The following is a 19,201-nucleotide window of genomic DNA, read 5'->3' as shown; positions in this document are numbered from 1 at the left end:
CGGTCTGCTCCATGGCGGACATGCTGTCCGGGTCGCCGAGGAGGGCGCGGGCCTCCTCGGCCGCGGTCCCGGTGAGCCTTCCTTCGGCGAGGTCGGTCTTGACCTGCACCGCGGCGGCGACGGACAGCTTGAGCTGGTTGATCCACCGCGGGTTGTAGGTGGTGTTGGCCTCGTCACCGAGGAGCTGCTTGATCGCTTCCTTGTCGTCGGTCTGTTCCGCGCCGAGGAAAGCGAACTCGGCCATCAGCATCGTCAGGTCGTAGCCCTCGGCGCCGGCGATGTCCCAGCGAGTCCCGACGAGACCGACGTCGGCGCGCCACTTCACGTCGTCGGAGAGCTCGTTGTACATCTTGTACATCAGCGCGTCGGCGAGCTTGCCCTGCAGCTCCAGCACGCTCTTCTCGTCGATCAGGCCGGCGCGCAGCGAGTGGATGAGGCCGTAGTAGGTGGCGCCACTGGCCGCGGCGAGACCGAACGCGCGTTCGCGGATCGCCGAGTACAGGATCCGGCCGAGGTCGCCGCGCGCCGCGCGGTACCGCAGCTGCCGCTCGGCGAGGCTCGCCTTCGGCTCGTTCTTCAGCCAGGCCAGCACCTGCTTGACCTGGGTCTTGAGCTGGCTGACCTCCTCCTCGCTCGCGGGCGCCTCCCGGCCGGCGCCGAGGTACTGGTTGTCCAGCGCGTAGCTGAGCAGGTGGTGGTGGACGTCGCTGATGTCGCGGGTGGACAGCCGGTTGGTGAACATCGCGAGCGCGGTGTCCAGCGACGTGCCGAGGTCCAGCAGCTGCTGCAGCGCGTCCGGCGCGTTGGGGTCGATCGCCTCAACCTTCTCCCGGAGGTCATCGACGTCGATCAGCGCCTGGACGCCGAGGCGGCGGCCGAGCTTGCTCAGCATGCCGCGGCCTTCGATGTAGCGGTCGACGAACGGCAGGCTGTAGCGCGATTCGGTCTCGGCCCGGCCGGAGGCGACCACACGGCGCGTGATCTCGGTGATCTCGGTGTCGGTGAGCCCGGTGCGGTGCGCGATCTCGACGAGTTTGATGCCGTCGTCGGCGGCCGCGGTGACCGCGTCGCGCAGGCCGTCGACGTAGGTCTCGTGCGCTTCGTCCCGGGCCTGCTCGGCGGCCAGGTACGCGTCGATCGCCGCGTCCAGCTGGGCCTGCGCGGCGCGGACGCGGGACGCGGCCTGGCGCAGGAGCTCGGTCCGGTTGCCCTGGAACGGCAGCGCGGCTTCCGCGGCCCGGCTCGCGCTGACGTAGCTCACCGGCAGGTTCAGCGCGTTGGCGACGGTCTGCACGGCGGTGGCGTCGCCGCCCTCGCTCCGCACGAGCGCGCCCACCCAGCCGCGCCGGGCGTTGAGGTTCGACCGCGCCTGCCGCAGGTCCGCGGCGGCCACCCGGTACCGCTTCTCCGCGGCGCGACGGGCGGGTTCGTGCTCGCGCACCGCGCGGACGAGGTCCCGGCGGGCGCCGGCGAGGTCGCGGAGGTCATGCCCGCGGGCGCCGTAGGTCGCGCGGTCGAGGTCGTCGGTGAACTCGCGGACCTTGAAGTCGGGGCGCCTGCCCTCGTCGAGGATCTGGCCCAGCGCGCGGGAGGTCACGTCGCGCGCGGTCCGTTCGGGGAGGCCGTCGTCGATCGCGTCCTGGCGCGCCCGCTCCAGCTCGCGGACCGCGTTGTCGCGGGAACGGGTCCACCGCTGCTCGGCTTCGGCCAGCCGGTTCGCGGCGTTCTCGGCGGCGACCGTGAGGCGGTCGCGGTGCTCGCCCACGAGCCGGATGGTGGTCGCGGCGTTCTGGCCGATGATCTCGCGCGCGATCTCCGGCGGCGGCTCGACCACGAACGAGCCCTGCAACGCGGCGGCCGGCTCGATGACGCGGGCTTCGACCTCGATGCGGCTCAGGTCGTAGACCGACGCCAGCGCGTCCAGGACCAGGCTGTCGTTGGTCGGCACGTCGAGCAGCTCGCCCAGCCGCTGCGCGACCCACGGCAGGTAGACCTCGTCGTTCTCGAGGGCGTCCAGCGCAGCCGCGTACTCCCGCTGCGCCCGGGTGCGGGCGGCCCGTTGCTCGCCGACGCCCTCGGCGATCCCGTCCGCCGTGGTGCGCAGCGGCTCCACCTGCGGGAACAGCGTGGCGAGATCGGTGGAGTAGGCGGTGAACCCGAGCGCCGGAACCGTGACGGCCGGGAGCGCGGGCAGGTCGGCCTGGGAGTCCGGCGTGATCTCCCCGCGGGCGGGCGGCGGGTCGCCGAGGCCGAGGACGGCGTGCCGGAAGCCGACGACGCCGCGGAGCCCGTCGGCGACCATCCGGACCTGGGTGGCCTGGGTGGTGCCCGGCGGGACCTCGACCACGTACGGTCGGTGGTCGCCGACCGCCGTGCGCAGCCGCGGTGCGTCGATCCCCTGCACCGTACGGAATTCGACCCGGTACGGGTTGCCGTGGGCGTCGGTCGCGCGGACGGCGACGGCGCCCTCCTCCGGGCCCGGCGTGACGTTGACGTCCCGGGCCGTGTCGCCGAGGGCGGCGCGGGCGACACCGCGCGTGGCGACGTCGGTCGCGATGGCCGCGCCCGGTTCGTGGGAGAACCGGCTGGCGTCGGGGGTGTTGAGCTGGTGGCGGAAACGCGACAGCGTGATCTGCAGGACGGCTTCCGCGACCACGGTCGGCAGCGTGTCGCCCAGTGCCGCGACGGGCAGCTGGATGTCGTAGGTGTTGCCGTTCTCGCCGAAGGTGTCGTCACGCGGGGGCACGCCGTCGCGGAGGTCCTGGAAGTACGGCCAGACGTCGGTGCCCTCGCGGACGGTCACGGTGAACGGCCGCTGGTCACCGTAGGCGACCTCGATCCGGATCGGACCGTCGCCGGCCCGGTTCGCGGTGACGCGCACCGGGTGCCCAGCCATTCGGGCCACGGCGGCCTCGGCGACCGTCCGCATCGGACGGTCGCTGCCCTCCCCGGCGCGGACCCGCTGCGGTGCGACGGGCTCCACGGTCGGGACCGGGCGCGGACGGACGGCGACCGGCTCGGGAGCCTGGACCTGCTGCGGTCCGGACGGCCTCGGCTCGGCGGAGTCGAGGGCCCACTTGGCGGCGAGCACGCGCAACCTGCCCGCGATGAGCTGGGTGCGGAGGGTGTCCGGCACCTGGGCAGGCACGGCGAACCGGTCGACGCCGGCTACCTCTTCCTCCACCACCAGGAGCTCGTCGGTGTCCCGAACCTCGGCCCGGTGCTGGTGGTCCGCCCGGTCCAGCACGGTGATCACGACACCGTCGTCCGTTGCGATCACGGCCATCTGCTTGACGCGGCCCTTCAGGCCGGCGTCGTCGACCGCGGTGTTGACGAGGCCGCGCAGGTGCGCGACAGCGGCGGGATCCGGCGCGGGTACGGTCCGGGCGGCCGGGGACGGCGCCGGCGCGGAAGGCTGCGGCGCCGGCGGGGCGGCCGGCTGCGGCGCGGGCGGCTGTGGCGCGGGCGGAGGCGCCACCGGCGCCTGCGTGGGCGTCTGCGGCGCCAGTGCTTCCGGCGCGGAAGCGTCGGCCTCAGGCGCTGGGGCCTCCGGAGCGGCTTCCGGAGTCGCCGGGCGGCTCGGGGTCTCCGGCGCCATGGGTGACGCTCCGCTGTCCGTTGTGGACGGCGGCGTTGACGGGGGCGTCGCAGGTGGCTCCGCCGTCGCTGGGGGCGGCGGGTCCTGGTCGGCGTAGCGTCCCAGGGCGGCCGTGACCTGCCGGTCGCGGGTCGCCTGGTCGGTCGCGGCCGATATCGAGATCCGGTCGACGCCGTCACCCAGGTCACCCAGCCTGCGGACCTGCGCGTGCGGCCCGGTCTCGATCCGGACCGTGCGCTCGGGCTCGCCGTGGAACGTCACGGTGACGCCGTCGCGCTCCTGGGTCACCGTGACCGCCTCGTCCGGAACGCCGTACCACCTCAGGACATCGGCGACGTGCTCCGCCTCGACGACCGGCGAGGCGGCGGCGAACCGTGGCGGCAGCTCGGTGCCGAACCGCTGCTCGATGAGGCGGACCTGCTCGGCCACCTGTTCCGGCGAAGCACTCGGCACGACGACGGCCGTATCGGACTGTCCGTTGGCGTAGTACCGGTGGATCGTCACCATCACGCCGTCCGGACCGACCTCCGCCGCGACGTGCACCGGGCCGCCGTCGCGGACGGGGATGTCGCCCCCGACCATGTTCAAGAGCCACACTTCGTCCGGGTCGTCCCGGCCCAGGCTCGGTTCCACCACCGGCTGGCCGGTGCGCAGCGCGGTGGTGAACCGGTCGACGTGGTCCACAGTGGACTGATACCGCCAGCCGAGTACCTCGTCCAGCAACTCCGGTGTCCAGCCGCGCACCTCTTCGAGTTCCCCGGGCAGCGGGCCCTCGAAGGTCCGCACCGCCGCCAGCAGGATCCGGTGGTCCCTGCGCTCGCGATCCAGCATCAGCTTCGCGAAGTCGCCGTCGGACGCGGCGGCGGCGACGGCCGGGTCGTCGCTGAACGAGGTGATGACCTCCTTCAGCAGCCCCGTGCCCGCCACCGCCAGTGGCTGCCCCGGCCGCACGCCGGTCCGCCCGGTCGCCCAGTCGTAGACCGCGGACACCGAGCGGTACGGGGACAACCGGTCGCGAGCGGCCTTGTCGCCGGGGAACGCCTCGGCGAGGCCACGCCGGCTCAGTTCGAACGCTGTGCGTGCCTTCTCCTCGATCCGCTGCCGCACAAGGTCCGGGGACACGCCCAGCTCCGCGGCCACGACGTCCGCGAACGGCAGGGCCCATTCGGCCAGGTCGGCGCGCGTGGTGTCGTCGATCCGGTCGACGATCACCTCGGCGGGCGCCCGCCTCGGCCGGAAGTCCGGGTTGTCGTGCCAGGCGCTGTCGACGACCCGGCCGTCCGGGCCGACCTCGTGGCTCCACCAGCCCGTCACGTCCTGCCAGGCGATGCCCGTCTGCAGGACACCGGCCGTGCCCGCGCCGCGCAGGCCGCTCGCGTCGATGTCGGCGCCACCGGGCGTGTGGTGCTCGTAGACGTAGACCGTGCCGGAGTGGTCGCGCATCCGTCCGGCGGCGGCGCGCAGGTCCTCGGACGAGAGCGTCCCCTGCTCGCCGGAACCGTCCTGGTGCGCCCTCACCACGTCCGCGCCCGGGCCCGACTCGCCGAGAGTGCCGATCCCGCCGGCCTCCCTCGCGGCCTCGGGCGCGGTCGTGGTGGTGTGGAACAACGGCGGCTGCTGGTGCGCGCGACTCCGGTACACGACACGGGTTTCCGTCCCGTCCGGGTTCTCGACCGCGCCCTCCCGCAGGCGCGCCGGCAGTGGCGCACCGGCGATGTCCCGCGGCCGCGGCAGACCGCGCTCGCTGTCGAGCAGGGCTTCGGCCATGCGCCACTGCCGAACCGCGGCCGCGTCCTCGTCTGTGATCCCGTCGGGCACCAGCCGGCCCAGCGCGGCGTCCGGCGCCAGGAACGACGTGGTCATGCTCCGGACCGTGCCGGGCAGGACGTCGGCCGCCTGCCGCAGGGCGAGTTCCAGCGCCTGCTCGCGGGCCTGGGCGTCGGCCGGGACAGCAGGCACGACCAGTTCGATCGCAGCCGTCTGCCGGATGTCCCCGCCCTGGATCCGCAGCGGGGCGACGTGCAGCCAAGCCCGCCGGAACGCCTCGTCGGCGCGGACACGCAGCACGGTCTCGGTGCCGTCGGCCAGCCGGACCTGGAAGAGCGTGCCCGCTCCGGCCGGGTCCGCCATCCGGCCGAGCAGGGTCACTCCTGCCACGCCGTCCGCGAGCAGGTCCCCGGCCGTCGCCTCGACGGCGCCGGTCGTGGTCTCGCCGGTCACGGTCCATTCGGTGGAGAGCGCGACGTCCCGGCCGGGCACGATGGTCGGCTGATTCTGCCGGAACCGCGCCAGCGCCTGGCGGGCGGCCTCGCCCAGCTCCCGTTCCTCGGCGACACGCGCCGGGTGCTCGCCGGTCTCGCTCGCGCCCGGGGTGAGGATCCCGCCGAAGGCCAGGCTCTCGGGCGCGCCACCGGCCCGCGTGATCAGCACGGCGTCCGGGACGCCCTGGGTGTCCGGCACCAGCTCGACGCGAATGCCGTCACCGACGTAGGCGCGCTGCTCTGCGTCGAAGCTCAGCTCGCTGTCCCCGTCCGGCGTGCTGAGGACAAGACCGGCGCGCGCCGGCGCGAACTGGATCCAGACCTCACCGCGATCCTCGGCGGCGGTGTAGTAGAGCCACTGGTCCGCCAGCCGGTTCGCGGCCTCCGGCGAGGGCAGCCGGTCGAACCCGGTGAGCCCGTCGACCAGGCGGTTGCCCCGGGTGCCCGGCTCCAGCGGGACTTCCAGGTCGTAGAGCGACGACAGCGGGCCGGTGTGCGTCTTGCGCCCGGTGGAGCCGACGATGTCGAACTCCTGGGCCAGCCCCGACCGGTGCAGCATCTGCCAGATCGAGTGTTTGATCGTCACCGGCGCCTGCCACGCCGTGGTCATCCCGGTGTGCGGGTTGGCCCGGGTGATCGGGATGATCTTCGGCCCGAAGAAGGTCATCATCCCGTAGTGCCAGTTGTAGCGGTCGTGGACGTGCACCTGGTACTCGACCGACACCTGGGGCCTGCCGCCCGGCACGGACGGCGGGGAGACAGTCACGACACCGCTGACGGCGTAGTAGAACGTGCCGACGGCGTTGAACCAGTCGTTGTTCTGTTCCTTGACGCGGTACTTGTGGAAACGCTGCCAGCGGCTGGTGAACTCGAACCGGCCCGTCTCACCGCGGGCTTCGGCCGCCTGTGCGGCGCGCAGCGCCTCGTGCCGCACCTGCCGCGTGGCGTCGGCGTGGAAGCCGGGGATGTCCCGCATCATGCGGTCGGTGTCGACGACGAAGTCTTCGCCGGTGTTGCCGAGGAAGTGCTTGAACAGCGCCGCGGCGGTCGGCTTGCCGGTCGCGTACCCGCCGACGAGGAAGCCGTAGCCGAGCAGGTGCTGGGTGCGGCCCCACAGCGTCGGGCGTTCGCTGCCCCAGGCGCCGGAGCCACCGCCCATGAGATCCTCGCCCACACGCGGCTTGGGCGGCCGCCCGGGGAGGAGGGGGCCGTCGCCGGCCTGCACGGCGGCCGTGGTGCTCCACCTGGGCGCGGAGACGTCGATCCCGTGACGCTGGTTAAGTTCGGTGAGCGCCTCGCGCAACCCCGCCAGCGCTTCGGCCACCGGCCGCACTTCGCCGCCACGCGTGCTGTCGGCCAGTTCCCGGGCGCGATCGGCGACGTCGTCCAGCAACTGCCGGGCGTCGTCGGGCAGGCCGGGCAGCGACAGCGTGTCCTCCACCGCGGCCACGACGCGGGTGACCAGCCCGAGGCCCTGCCCCGCCTGGTTGACCTCGGCCACCAGCTCGGTCAGGTCCCACAGCGTGACGCCGTCGTCGAACACGGCGGCGTCGTCCCCGGCGGGCAGGAGTTCCGCCGCGACCGGTGCCCACCGGTAAGGGTCCTCGGGCCCCACCTGCCTGCCGAGAGCGGCCGCGAGGTGCGCCTGCGCCAGCACACCGTTCGCGAAGACCCGGTTCAGGAACCGGCGGTCCAGCGGCGCGCCCGTCGTGTCCATCCAGGCGACCAGCGCGCGCTGCTGCCGGAGGTGCTCCAGCATCGACGATCCCGGCGGGGTGGGCCGGCCCGCCGTGAGTTCCGGCTCCCACCGGTGGAACCACTCCGCCACCCGCACGACCGAGTCGTGGAGCAGCCGGACGACCACCGCGCGGCCCGCGTCGAAGTCCGCTTCCTCCAGATCGCGCTGGTAGTTCCGCATGCGCTGGAGCGCCTCGCGGACCATGTGGACCTCGTCGTCGGTGAGGATCCCGTCGGTCCGGCCGAGCATCCGCTCGCCGACCCGCGTGGCGAACTCCCACGAGGTTTCGATGGTGTCGACGGCATCGGCCAGCAGGCGGGTGAAGTCCTCCTGCGTGATCCAGCCGGCCGCATCCGGGCTCGCCTGCGGGTCGGCGGTCGCGATGTCCGGACCGGGCGACGCCGCGGGAGCGCCGGTGACCAAGTTGCCGATCCGCGGCAGCGTGACGGCTTCCCAGTCGGCCCACTCGCCCCGCAGATCGCTCACGGCCCGGTCGAGCGCGGCCGGTGCGTACAGTCCGAGGTCGAGCGCGAGCTCGACGAGCGCCCGGCTCCGCTCCGCCGGGTCGGACGGCAGCGGTGGCACGACGACGTCCGCCGGGGCGGTCTGCACCCAGCGTCCGTCCGCCAGGCGCGATCCCGGTTCGGCGTCGCGGGCGGCGTCCACGTCCGCGCGCAGTTCGAGGCCGGGCAGGACCACCTTCGCGGTGCCCGCCGCGTCCGGGTCGACGCGCACGCGGAACCGCAGCACGGGGCCGTCACCACGGGCGGCCATCAGCCACGTGGTGCCGTCACCGCCAGGGTCGGGCTGGATGTCGCCGGCCCACGACTCGCTTGCCAGCATGCCGCGCAGCGTGTCCGCGATGGTGCGAGCGTTGCTGGTGAGGTCCTCGTCCGGTTCGATGCGGATGTGCCGGGTGCGCATCTCCGGGCCGTCGAGCACGACGACCGTCCGCTCGCCCGACGGCAGCCCGGCGATCTCCACGTCGTCCCCGGCCGGCAGGTCCGCCGCGACCTCGCGCACCGGCGGAAGCTCGGACTGCAGCTGCCGCCCCAGCTCCCGGGTGGCTTCGACGAAGTGCGAGCCGACCTCCGCCCCGGCGCCGAACAGAGCGGTCCGGACCACTTCGGCCCGCCAGTACGGGTCGACGGGCAGCGCGGGCAGCGTGACCTCGACCGGCCGGGACTGCGTCCAGTGACCGTCCCGCGCGTGCTCGGTCCCGCCGTCGGCCAGCCGGAGGGCGGGCGCGTCCACCCGGGCGCCGGTGGCCGTCGCGTCCACTCGCACCGCGACGGGGAAGTCGCCCAGCACCGCCGACACCGTCGTGCCGTCGAAGGCGATCTCGCGCGCATCGAGGGTCCGCAGCACGCGGGTGACCGCGTCGGCGGCCAGCGCCGGGTCCGCGGTCGTGACCAGGCCGGGCGGTACCGGCCAGAGGTCGAGCCGGATCTCGCGGCCCGGGACCTCCAGTACCGCGGCCGCCTGGGGCGCAGGCACCGTTCCGGCGTCCGCCACCACCGGCGCCGGGACGACTTCGGCCCCGGTCTCGGCAGCCAGGGCCTGGACCGTGAGCGGGACCGTGGCCAGCAACCGCACGCCGAGCGCCTCGGCGACCTGCACCCGCCACTCCGGCCCGGCAGGCACCGCGGGCAGCACGACCCGCACCGGGTCCTGCACCCAGCGGCCGCCTTCCTGGCGGGGCCGGGGAACCGTGACCCCGGGTTCGGTGGCCGTCGCGTCGACTCGGACGGTGAGCTGCCACCGGGCGCCGCGGTCGGTGATCGTCCACGTGGTCTCCGCGCCGTCCGCGATCCGCTCGGCGCCGGCACCCGCGCGGGCGAACACACCCTCCAGCGAGTCGGCGAACCCGGCCTGGTCGGCCACCGTGACCACGGCGGCGGGGAACGACGGCAGGGCGAGCGACGGGGCGGCGGCGTGCCCGGTGCCGGCGCCGGTGAGCGCCAGAGCGGTGAGCACGTTCTCCTCGGCCCGGCGCACGCCGTCGAGCAGGCCGCGGCCGTCACCGTCCACAGCGGACATCCAGGCGCGCAGGACCTGGCGGTCGCCGATCTCCCGCGCCCGCACCAGGTCGTGGATCAGCTCCGTGAGCCGGCTCGGGTCGCTCGTGCGCAGCCCGGTGACCGCTTCGGTGAGCGTCACCGGGTTGAGGACGCCGATCGCTTCCCGGACGAAGGCGGTCGCCAGCACCGCGAGCGGTTCACCCGTGCGCAACCCGACCCGGCCCGCGTAGCCAGGGAGGTTCGCGTTCACATCCCCACCGAGGGCGAACGCGCTCTCGGCGAGCGCGTCGATGCGGCGCTCCACTTCGGACACCGGCAGGCGCAGAGCATCGGCGATCGCCTGCGCGCCGGCCTTGCCGAAGGCAGCCAGCTCACGCCGCGTGACGTCGTCGAGCGCGGTGACGACCCGAGCCGCGCTCTCCGGTGTCAGGGCTGCGGAATCTCCGCCAGCCCCTGTTTCGGCAGATCCATCGCGTCCAGCAGCTGCCACAGCGTCCGGCGTTCGTCCGCCGTCACCGGGATCCGGTGCCGTCGCAGCAGCGCCACTGTCGCCTGCGTCAGATCCAGCCAGTCCCGCTCGTCCTCGGCGTCCGCCATCTCCCAGCGGTCCGTCTCCGGGATCCGCTGCTCGAACGTCGGCCGCAGCGTCCTCGCCGTCGGCTCGATCTGCGCTTCCGCCAGGCTGGTCACCTCGGTCAGCGCCGACAGCTCCCCCGTCACGCGATCCAGCAGCGTCCCCAGGCCGGTCGCCCGCGCCGCGTCCGCGAACGTCTCCAGCAGCGTCTCCAGTTCGGCCCGCTCCCGTGTCGACACCGGGCTCGCCAGCCGGCTCAGCGACCCGATCAGCGCCTGCACCGTCAGGAACCACTCCCCCTCGTCCCGGTTGCGGCGCACTGCCTTCAGGTCCGCCGGATCCAACCGGTCCGCGAACCGTTCCGGCAGCCGCGCCATCCGTGCCGCCACTTGTTCCTCGGACAGCGCCACTGCCACCGCCACCTCCGCGTTCCGGGTTGACGACCACGCCAGGCCCGCCCGGGCGGGGCGAGGCGTCCTCGATCTTGTTCTGCTTGGTGACGAAGATGTCGACCTCGGCCCCAGCGTAGGCCGCGCGCAGCAGATCGAGCTTGGCCCGCTCCGGGACCTCCTCGATCCGTCCCGCCCGGATCGCTTCGTCCGCCGACTCGGTCAGGATCCTGCCGAGCCCGCCCGGCTCGTTGAACCAGCTCTCCGGGAACTTCGCCACCCCGGGCGCCCGGCTGTTCGGGCCGTGCTTGCTCTCGAGCCGCTTGAGCACCTTGTCGCTGATGGTCGCGGGCGTGTCCGAACGCGGCGGCGCGGCGGGCGGCGGGTTGCGCACGACGCCGCGACCGCCCTCCGGGTGTGCGGTGAGGACGCCGATGCCGTGCCCGGGCAGGATCACCACGACCATCTCGACGCCATCGCGCACCGCGGTGAGGCGCCAGGTCTTCGGACCCTTCTCCCACAGGACGCGGTCCGGGTGCCGGGCGATGCGCTCGATGATGTCGCGCACCGCGGCGTCGTCGCCCCACCGCTCGGGGAACTCGTCCTTGTTCGGCTTGCCCAGTCCGTGGCGGTGGCCGCCACCGGTGGGGTCGCTGTCCAGGATGTGCTCCGCCCTGGCATCGTTGAGCTGCAGCTCGTGCGGCGGCGGGAAGTCGGGGTGCCCGGCGACGGCGTCCCACCCGTTCGGCCGCGCACCGTCGGCGAAGGCCTCGATCACCTCGGCGACCGTCCGAGTCGGGTCGCCGGCGTCGTTCGCCAGCGGCGCCACGGTCATGGCGGGCAGACCGGGCCGGTCGACGATGGTCGCCGGCAGGGCGGGGCCCAGCACTTCCCGCTCGGCGCGTGCCGCGTCCGCGTTGTCGTGCACGCGCACGACGGCGATGTCGGAACCGTCGCCGTCCCGCACCACGAAGTGCGCCGGCAGCCGGCCGGTGGTCTCACCCTCGGCGCGGGTCAGCGTCACCGCCGGCTCCCCGAGCCTGCTCGCGACCGCATCGGCGACGTCCGGGTCGGCCATCCGCGTCAGGCGCGGATCGTTCTCGCGCCCCAGGCTGGGCTCCACACCCGGTTCGCCGCGCTCGATCGACACGGTGAACCGGTCCACGTGGTCCACAGTGGACTCGTACCGGTACCGCAGCACCTCTTCCAGCGTCCGCTCCGACCAGCTGCGCGCCTGGGCGAGTTCGGCGGGCAGCGGGTCGCCGAGCCCGCGCAGCCACTCCCGCAGCAGCACGTGGTCGTCGATCTCCCGCTGCACCATCAGGTCGGCGGGCGGGCCGTCGAAGGCCGCGGCCGCCAGGTGCGGCGGGGTGCGGAAGGAGGTGATGACCTCCTTCACCAGCGCGGTCGCGACGATGCCCAGCGGCTCGCCGGGCCGCAGGCCCACCCGCCCGGTCGCCCAGTCGTACACGCCGGACGAGCCGACGTACCACACCAGCCGGTCGTGGGCAGCGGCATCGTCGGCGAACGCCTCCGCCAGGCCCGCGTCGGTGAGTTCGAACGCGTCGGCTATCCGGTCCTGGAGGCGGCGGCGCACTTCGTCCACCGTCACGTCCAGGCCGCGCGCGACCACCTCGAGCCGGTGGTCGGCGAAGCGCAGGATTCGCTCGCGCGTCGCGTCGTCCAGCCGGTCGACCGTCGTGCGCGCGTCCGGCCGCGCTACCGGACGGGAATCGCCGTCAGTCCCTGCCTGGTCAGATCCATCGCGTCCAGCAGCTGCCGCAGCATCCGGTGTTCCTCCGGGGTCACCGGAATCGCGTGCCGCTCCAGCAGTTCGACCGTCGCCAGCGTCAGATCCGGCCAGTTCTCCAGTTCGTCCTCCTGGATCAGTTCCCCGCGATCGGGCTCCGGGATCCGCGGCGCGAACGTCGCCGTCAGCGTTTTCGCCAGCGCGGTCGCTTCCGTCGCGTCGAGACTCGGCTGTTCCGTCAGCGACGCGAGGTCCTGCTTCACCTGTTCCGTCCGCCGCCTCAGCGGTTCCGGATCGTCCGGGCTGTCGAACATCTCCAGGTAGCTCGCCAGTTCGGCCCGTTCCCGCGTCGACACCGGCCGGTCCAGCCTCCGCAGTGCCCGGATCAGCGCCTGCACGCTCATCGGCCACTCGCCCACGTCCAGCGTCCGGCGCACCGACGTCAGCGCCTGCTCGTCCAGCCGGTCCGCGAACCGGTCGGGCAGATCCGCCATCCGCTGCGCGATCTCCGCCTCGGAGAGCTGCACCGTCCCGGCTCCTTCCCTCTCGCTGGTCATCCGCGGACTCCACGACCGGTTCGGCCCTGTGGATGACGTTGTTCCGGTCGATGGCGACCCGCACGCGCACGCCGTCGTGTTCACCGTAGACCCAGTCCTGCTTCTTGCGCCCCAGCGGTTCGAGCGGGGTCTCGGCGAGCGCGTCCGGCTGCAGCCCCTCGGCCACGATCCGCGTCAGGATGGTCTCGAGCCGCCCCGGTTCGAACCACTCGGCGGGGAACTTGGGCAGCCGCGCCGGGCGGTCCGGGTGCCGGAGGTTCTCCAGCTGGGCGAGCACGGCCTCGGGCAGAGTGGGCGCGATCTCGTGCCGTTCCGGCGTCACCGGCCGGGGGTTGGTGACGACCCCGCGGCCCTCCTCCGGGTAACTCGTGGCGATCCAGCCGTCGGGCAGCACGACCACCGCGACGACGACCCCGTCGTGCTCCCTGGTCACGATCCAGGAGTTGTGGTCCTCGTCCCACTGGACGGCGGTCGGGTGTGCCGCGGTCTGCCGGATGACCGCCTCGATCCGGTCGTCGCTCCACCGGGCGGGGAACTCGGTCTTGCCGGGGACCCCGGTGCCGTGGCGATGCCCGCCGCCACGGGTGCCGTCCAGGATGTGGTCGTGCAGCACGTCCTGGTCGAGCCGGATCCGGTCCTCGGCGGGGCGGTCCGTGCGGAAGGCGACGTCCGGGTGGTGCCAGCCGTTCGGCCGGGCCGTGTCGGCGAAGGCGGCGGTCACCTCGGCGACGGTGCCGCCCTCGGTCAGCGGCACTACCGCGAACGCGGCGCCGGTGCCGCCCAGCTCGCCGACGTGGGCCGGCTCCAGCGTCACGCTGAGGCCGGCCAGCTCGCGGCGGAGCGCGCCGAGGTCGGTGTGCGTCCGCACCACCGCGACCTCGGTGCCGTCCGGGGTGCGCGCGACCAGGTGGCCCGGCAGGCCACCCTCGGGCCTGCTCAGCGTCACCCGCGGGACGTTCAGTTCGGCGGCGACCTGGCGCGCCAGGCGGCCGCTGGTCAGCGTGCGCCGGACCTCCGGGGTCAGTGCGGCGTCGGCGGGCACCGGCGGGTTGTCGGTGAGGCGCCGCAGCTGCGAGTCCAGCCAGAACCGGCGGGGGTCGCCGCGGCGCAGCTGGTCGCGCTGCCGCGCGATCTCGGCCACCTGCGCGGCGTGCTGCCTGCCCTCTTCGGTGGTCAGGTGGATCTCGACGGTCCGGCCGTCGGCGGTGGTCCACGTGGTGTGCCAGCCGTGCCACTGGCGGCCGCCGAGCTGCGCCGCCGACCGGCGGCCGAACGCGCCGTCGACGTCGGTCAGCGTCAGGCCGTGGGCATCCAGCTGGTCGGCCACGCTCAGGCCCGCGACGAGGTAGTCGTCCGCGGGGATGGTGATCGTGTACCGCCCGTCCCCGTCCTCGGTCAGCGCGGCGCCGGCCACCTCGCCGACCGCGTCGGCGATCGGGTCCGGCCGGGTTTCCGGGTCCGGCGTGGTGCCGGGTGCGGGGTCGGGAGCCGTGGTGGTGCCGGTGGTGGCCGCGGCGGTGTGCAGCCGCACCTGGACGGCCTGGCCGGTCTCGGCGTGCCGCAGGTCCACCTGGTCGCCGGTGGCGCCGGTGAGGTCGAAGCCCCGGTCGGCCAGCTCGGTCAGCAGCGCGTCGCGTGAGGTCGCGCCGGTCAGGTCCACGGTGTAGCGGACCGGCCCGGTTCCGCTCAGGTCGTCGAGCGTCGCCGGCCTCACCTGCGCGCCGTCGGTGGCGGCGACCGCGGCCTGGAACTGCCCGAGCACGCGCCCGGCTTCGGCCGCGGGCAGCCGCCCGGCTTCGGTGTTCGGTCCCGGCAGCGGCTCGGCCTGGACGGTGTGGCCCTCCGCGTCGACCACCGCGGCGATGGTCAGCCCGTTGCGCTCACCGCGGACCGCCCACAGCCCGGACTCCTCGTCGTAGGTCGCGACATCGGGCCGCCGGACGACGTCGCGCACCACTTCACCGAGCGCCAGCCGCGGGTTCGCGCCCTCGTCGAACCAGCGGCGGGCGACGCGGATCTGCGTGGGGTCGGTGGCCTCGGGACCGTGCCGCTGCACGAGGCGGTCGAGCACGTCGCCGGACACTTCGAGGTCGGCGATCGGCGGCCGGTGTTCGTGGTCGGCCACACCCGCCAGGTCCCAGGCGTTGGGGCGCTGCGCCGACGGCAGCTCGATCGTGCTCAGGTCCGGTTCGAGCACGCCGCGCAGGATCTCGGCCCGCTGCCCGGAGTCCGGGTCGAGTTGCGCGGCGTGGGCGCGGGCCGCGACCGAGTCGGGTGTGCCGAACCGCAGCACGAACTGCTCACCGGTGACGGGGTTGGTCCAGCGGGTCGGAACGCCGGATTCCGCGTGGTCCCACTGCAGTTCGGTGGTGTCGGGGCGCAGGCCTGCCTTCCCGAGCGCCTCCATCACCCGGCCGGTGTCCTGGGTGAACGAGGTGGCGTCGGGCATCCGCACCGCGAGGTGGCGCGGCCCGCCCTCCGCGGTCTGCGGCGCGAGCGGGTCCGGCACCAGTCGCGCGCCGCGGACGGTCGTCATGACCGTCCTGGCGAGCGGGACGATGCCGCGGTCGCGGTAGAGGGCCACCGTGCCGTCGGTCAGGTCGCCCAGTCCCCGCAGCGTCGTCCCGACCTCGCCGAGGACGTGGCGCCACTTCACCCGCTCGGCGATCGTGCGCTGGAAGCCGTCGCTCAGCGTCTGGTCCGACACCCGCAGCTGCAGGGGTTCGGCCTGGACCCCGTCGGTGGTGAACCGGGGGTAGACCACCTGGTATTCGCCCGCCGCCAGCTCGGAGTCGACCGCCAGCACGGCGTCGACCGTGACGTCGTCGTAGACCAGGCGCACGACGTCGTCGTGGAACTCCACCCGCTGCGGCAGGCGTACGCCGGATTCGGGGAGGCGCTGCAGCGGGATCGCGTCACCGAGCGACGGTGCGGACGGGGTGAGCACGGCCTGCGGCGCGGTGGTCCGGCCCAGTCCGCGGGCGAAGGAGTCGAACTCGCGCACGACCGCTTCGCTGTCCGCGGTGGTGTCCTGCGTGACGGTGACCGAGCCGCTGACCGGCTCGCGCGGCACGCGCGAGAGCTCGCGGTGGTTGACCGCCTGGTGCGGCTGGTCGCGCCCGGGCACGCCGTCGGCGACCGTGCGCAGACCCTCTTCCAGCAGCGCGTCGAGGTCGCCGCGGGCGATCCGGATCGTGGCCTCACCGGTCTGCCGCGCGGAGCCGTCGGGCCGCACCTGCCAGGTGCCCGCGTCGACCTGCACGTGGTTGTCGGGGACGCGGTCGTCCAGCAGGACCTGGACGAGGACGCGGTTGCCGTTGCCGTACTGGACGACCAACGGCCCCTCGCCCGGGGTGCCGTGCAGCGCGGTGGCGATGCGCGGGCTCGCGTAGTCGTTGTCCGGGGTGGACTGTTGGCGGCGGGTGATCGCGTCGGTGAGGTCCTGGGCGCTCGGCGTCGAGGGCATTCGGTCGGGGCCGGCCTGCACGGTGCGGGGCAGCGCGTGCCACCTCGTGCCGGGCTGGGGCGTCGTCGTGCCCGCGACTGTGCCCGCGTGGGTGAACACCAGGGACGGCGTGAACTCGTCGGGCAACGGGGCGCGGGCGAACAGGTGCTCCAGGACCTGGCCCATCATGGCCTGGTTGTGCTGCATGACCTCGGCCATGCTTTCGGAGACCAGGCTCGAGACGTGGACCTCGTCGCCGCGCACCTCCATCGCGCCTGCGGGCAGCTCGTCGTTGAGGGTGAGGAAGAACTCCGCGGTCTGGTTGTCCGGCGAGATGACGCTGAACATGCCGGTCTCCCGGTCCACCTGAACGGTGTAGCCCGCGTCGTTCAAGGCGTCGAGGGTGCGAGCGGTGACGGCCGTCGCGGTCTCCGGCCCGCGCTCGGCCTTCTCCGGCGGCGTGTCGGGGGTGAACTGCTGCCGGTGCTCACGGGTGTCGGTGGTGCGGCCAGTGTCGTCGGGGTTCCCGTCGCGGGTGCCGGAATCCGGGTTCTGGGAGGTGTCGCCCTCCTGTCGGCCCGTGGCGTCGGGGTTCCGGCTGTCACCCTCTTGACGCCCCGCAGTGTCCGGGCTCTGGCTGTCACCCTCCCGACGCCCCGTGGCATCCGGGTTCTGAGAGGTGTCACCCTCCTGACGCCCCGTGGCATCCGGGTTCTGAGAGGTGTCACCCTCCTGACGCCCCGCAGTGTCCGGGCTCTGGCTGTCACCCTCCCGACGCCCCGCGGCATCCGGATTCCGCGCATCACCCTCCTGACTTCCGGGTGCGTCCGGGTTATGAGTGGCGCCACCTTCCTGATGTGCCGGCGCATCCGGGGTCGCACCGTCGGGAGTGGACGTTCCGGGGGAATCGCCTTCGGCGCGCCCGGAGTTCGCGGCCTGACCGGTGTCCGGTGTGGACCGTTCGGGATCGGGCGTCGTGGTGCGGCTCGGCTGCGTCGCGGTGTCGCGGGCGCCCGTGGCCGGGTCGCCGCCCGCGGTGGCCACACGGCGCTGCTCCTCCGGCGCCGGGGTGGTCTCGCCGTCCGGGGTCTCCGCTCGCTGCGGCTCGGTGTCGGGCGTCGTCCGGCGTTCCCCGTCGGACGGTGCGGTACGGCCGTTGCGCGACGACGCGTCCCCCGCGCCCGAGCCCGAACCCGAACCGCCAGACCCGTGCGAACCCCCCGCACCGGACGGCGTGCCGCCCCGGCCCGCCGACCCCGCACCGCTGCTCGACCCGCCTCCGGAACCCGACGACGACCCGCCGGTCGCACCGCCGGTCGCACCGCCGGTCGCGGTCTGCGTCCCGCCACCGCCGAAGTGCCCGGTGGCGGGCGCGGCACCGTCATCGCTCCACGTGACACCCGCGGGCACCTGCCCCGGCGACTGCCCGATGAAGTTCGAGAAGTCGTTGCCCGCGTGAAAGTTCGTCAGCAGCCTGCGGTCGGCCAGGTTCATCGAGAAGTGGCTGTTGAACTCCTTGATGGACGTGCCGCCCGCGTAGAGCTCCTGCACACCGCCGACGGCGCCACCGAGCGCGGCCTTCTTGAGGTTGTCCCAGCTGAGCGGATCCTCGCCCGCCTGCTGGCCACCGCGTGCACTCCGCGCGTTGGTGTCGTGCGGCGTGCCCTCGGCGTTCATCAGCTTGTCCATGCCCGCGGTGAAACCCACCGACCCGATCTGGCCGATCACACCGCCCGCGGCACCGAGGATGACGTGCGCCGGAAGTCCCGCCGCCAGCGCGAGCGGCCCGCCACCCAGCGAGGCGCCGATGAAACCCGCGGCGACGTTGGTGAAGTTGACCCGGTACTTGTCGCCCATCTCGATGTCGGTCAGGACTTCGCCGGCGAGGGAGCCGCCCGCGCCGTACATCAGACCGCTGCGCACGCCGTAGCCGAACAACCGCTGACCGATGACCTTGCCCGCACCGCCCCGCGCGACGTGCGTGGCGACCTCCTCCGCGAGCCGGCGCTGCATCTCCGGCGTGAGGCCGCCCTTCTGGACCGCGCGCTGGGTGATCCGCTCGAGCGTCTCACGACCGCCGTATCCGCGCGCGAGCTGCTGGGCGATCTCCCTGCGGATGGCCGGGTTCTTGAACTGCGGCATGATCCGCATCAGGCTGCGCTCGAGCTCACGCGCCCCGATCCGGCCCGCCGTGTGCGCGAGGTAGATCCGCCAGCCCCGCGCGATCGCCGCGCCGGCGCCCTTGATCGAGAACTTCTTGATCGCCTGCTTGATGGAGATCTCCGCGATCTCCGCGGCCGCCTTGCGCAAGAGCGCGCGGATCGCGAACCCGGTCGCGGTGATCGAGCCGGGGATCCCGGCCAGGCTGCCACCGAGACTCGGCACCGCGGCGGCCAGTGAGACGGCGATCTCCGTGACGGTCATGACCAGCATGACCTCGTAGCTGTTCTTCGCCAGCGCGAGGCTGGTCTGGAACTGCCCGACGCCCATCCCCATCTGCATGGCGTTCTGGGCCGCGCTGAGGATGACCTTGCTGAACTGCGTGGACGCCGCGGCGAACTGCGCGGGCGCGGCACCCTGGTAGCCCTGCGTCACCATCTCGGTGAGCGTGCTGAGCTGCTCCTGCAGGTCGGCCAGGTCCAGTCCCTTGGCGCTCCAGAAGTCGACGAGCGGCTGGACGTCGTCCGGGTGCGCCTCCGGGTACTCGCCGAGCCACCCGTCGATCGCCATCCGGATGATCGGAGCAGCAACCGGAAACCCGACCCAGTCGTTGAGCTCCCGAATGAAGTTGTCCGCCGCGTCCCCGAAGTCCGCCAACAGCTGCGCGAAGTACGCGAAACCATCATCGATGGTTCGGTGCACTCCCAT

General features: G+C 73.6%; 1 protein-coding gene (only partly in view). It reads right to left on the bottom strand.

Going from position 1 to position 19,201, the window contains the following annotated elements; genetic code table 11:
• Positions 1–19,201, bottom strand: partial view of an EndoU domain-containing protein gene (locus ACCP09_RS32495; protein WP_433752562.1) — the 5' portion only. The gene continues 24,725 nt to the left of window position 1, outside the view; only the first 19,201 of its 43,926 coding nucleotides appear in the window; it begins with the start codon at positions 19,199–19,201; the stop codon falls past the left edge of the window.

It is taken from the genome of Amycolatopsis sp. 3B14 (assembly GCF_050958625.1).
Classification (GTDB): Bacteria; Actinomycetota; Actinomycetes; order Mycobacteriales; family Pseudonocardiaceae; genus Amycolatopsis_E; species Amycolatopsis_E thermoflava.
This window is presented reverse-complemented; position numbering and strand designations above follow the sequence as displayed.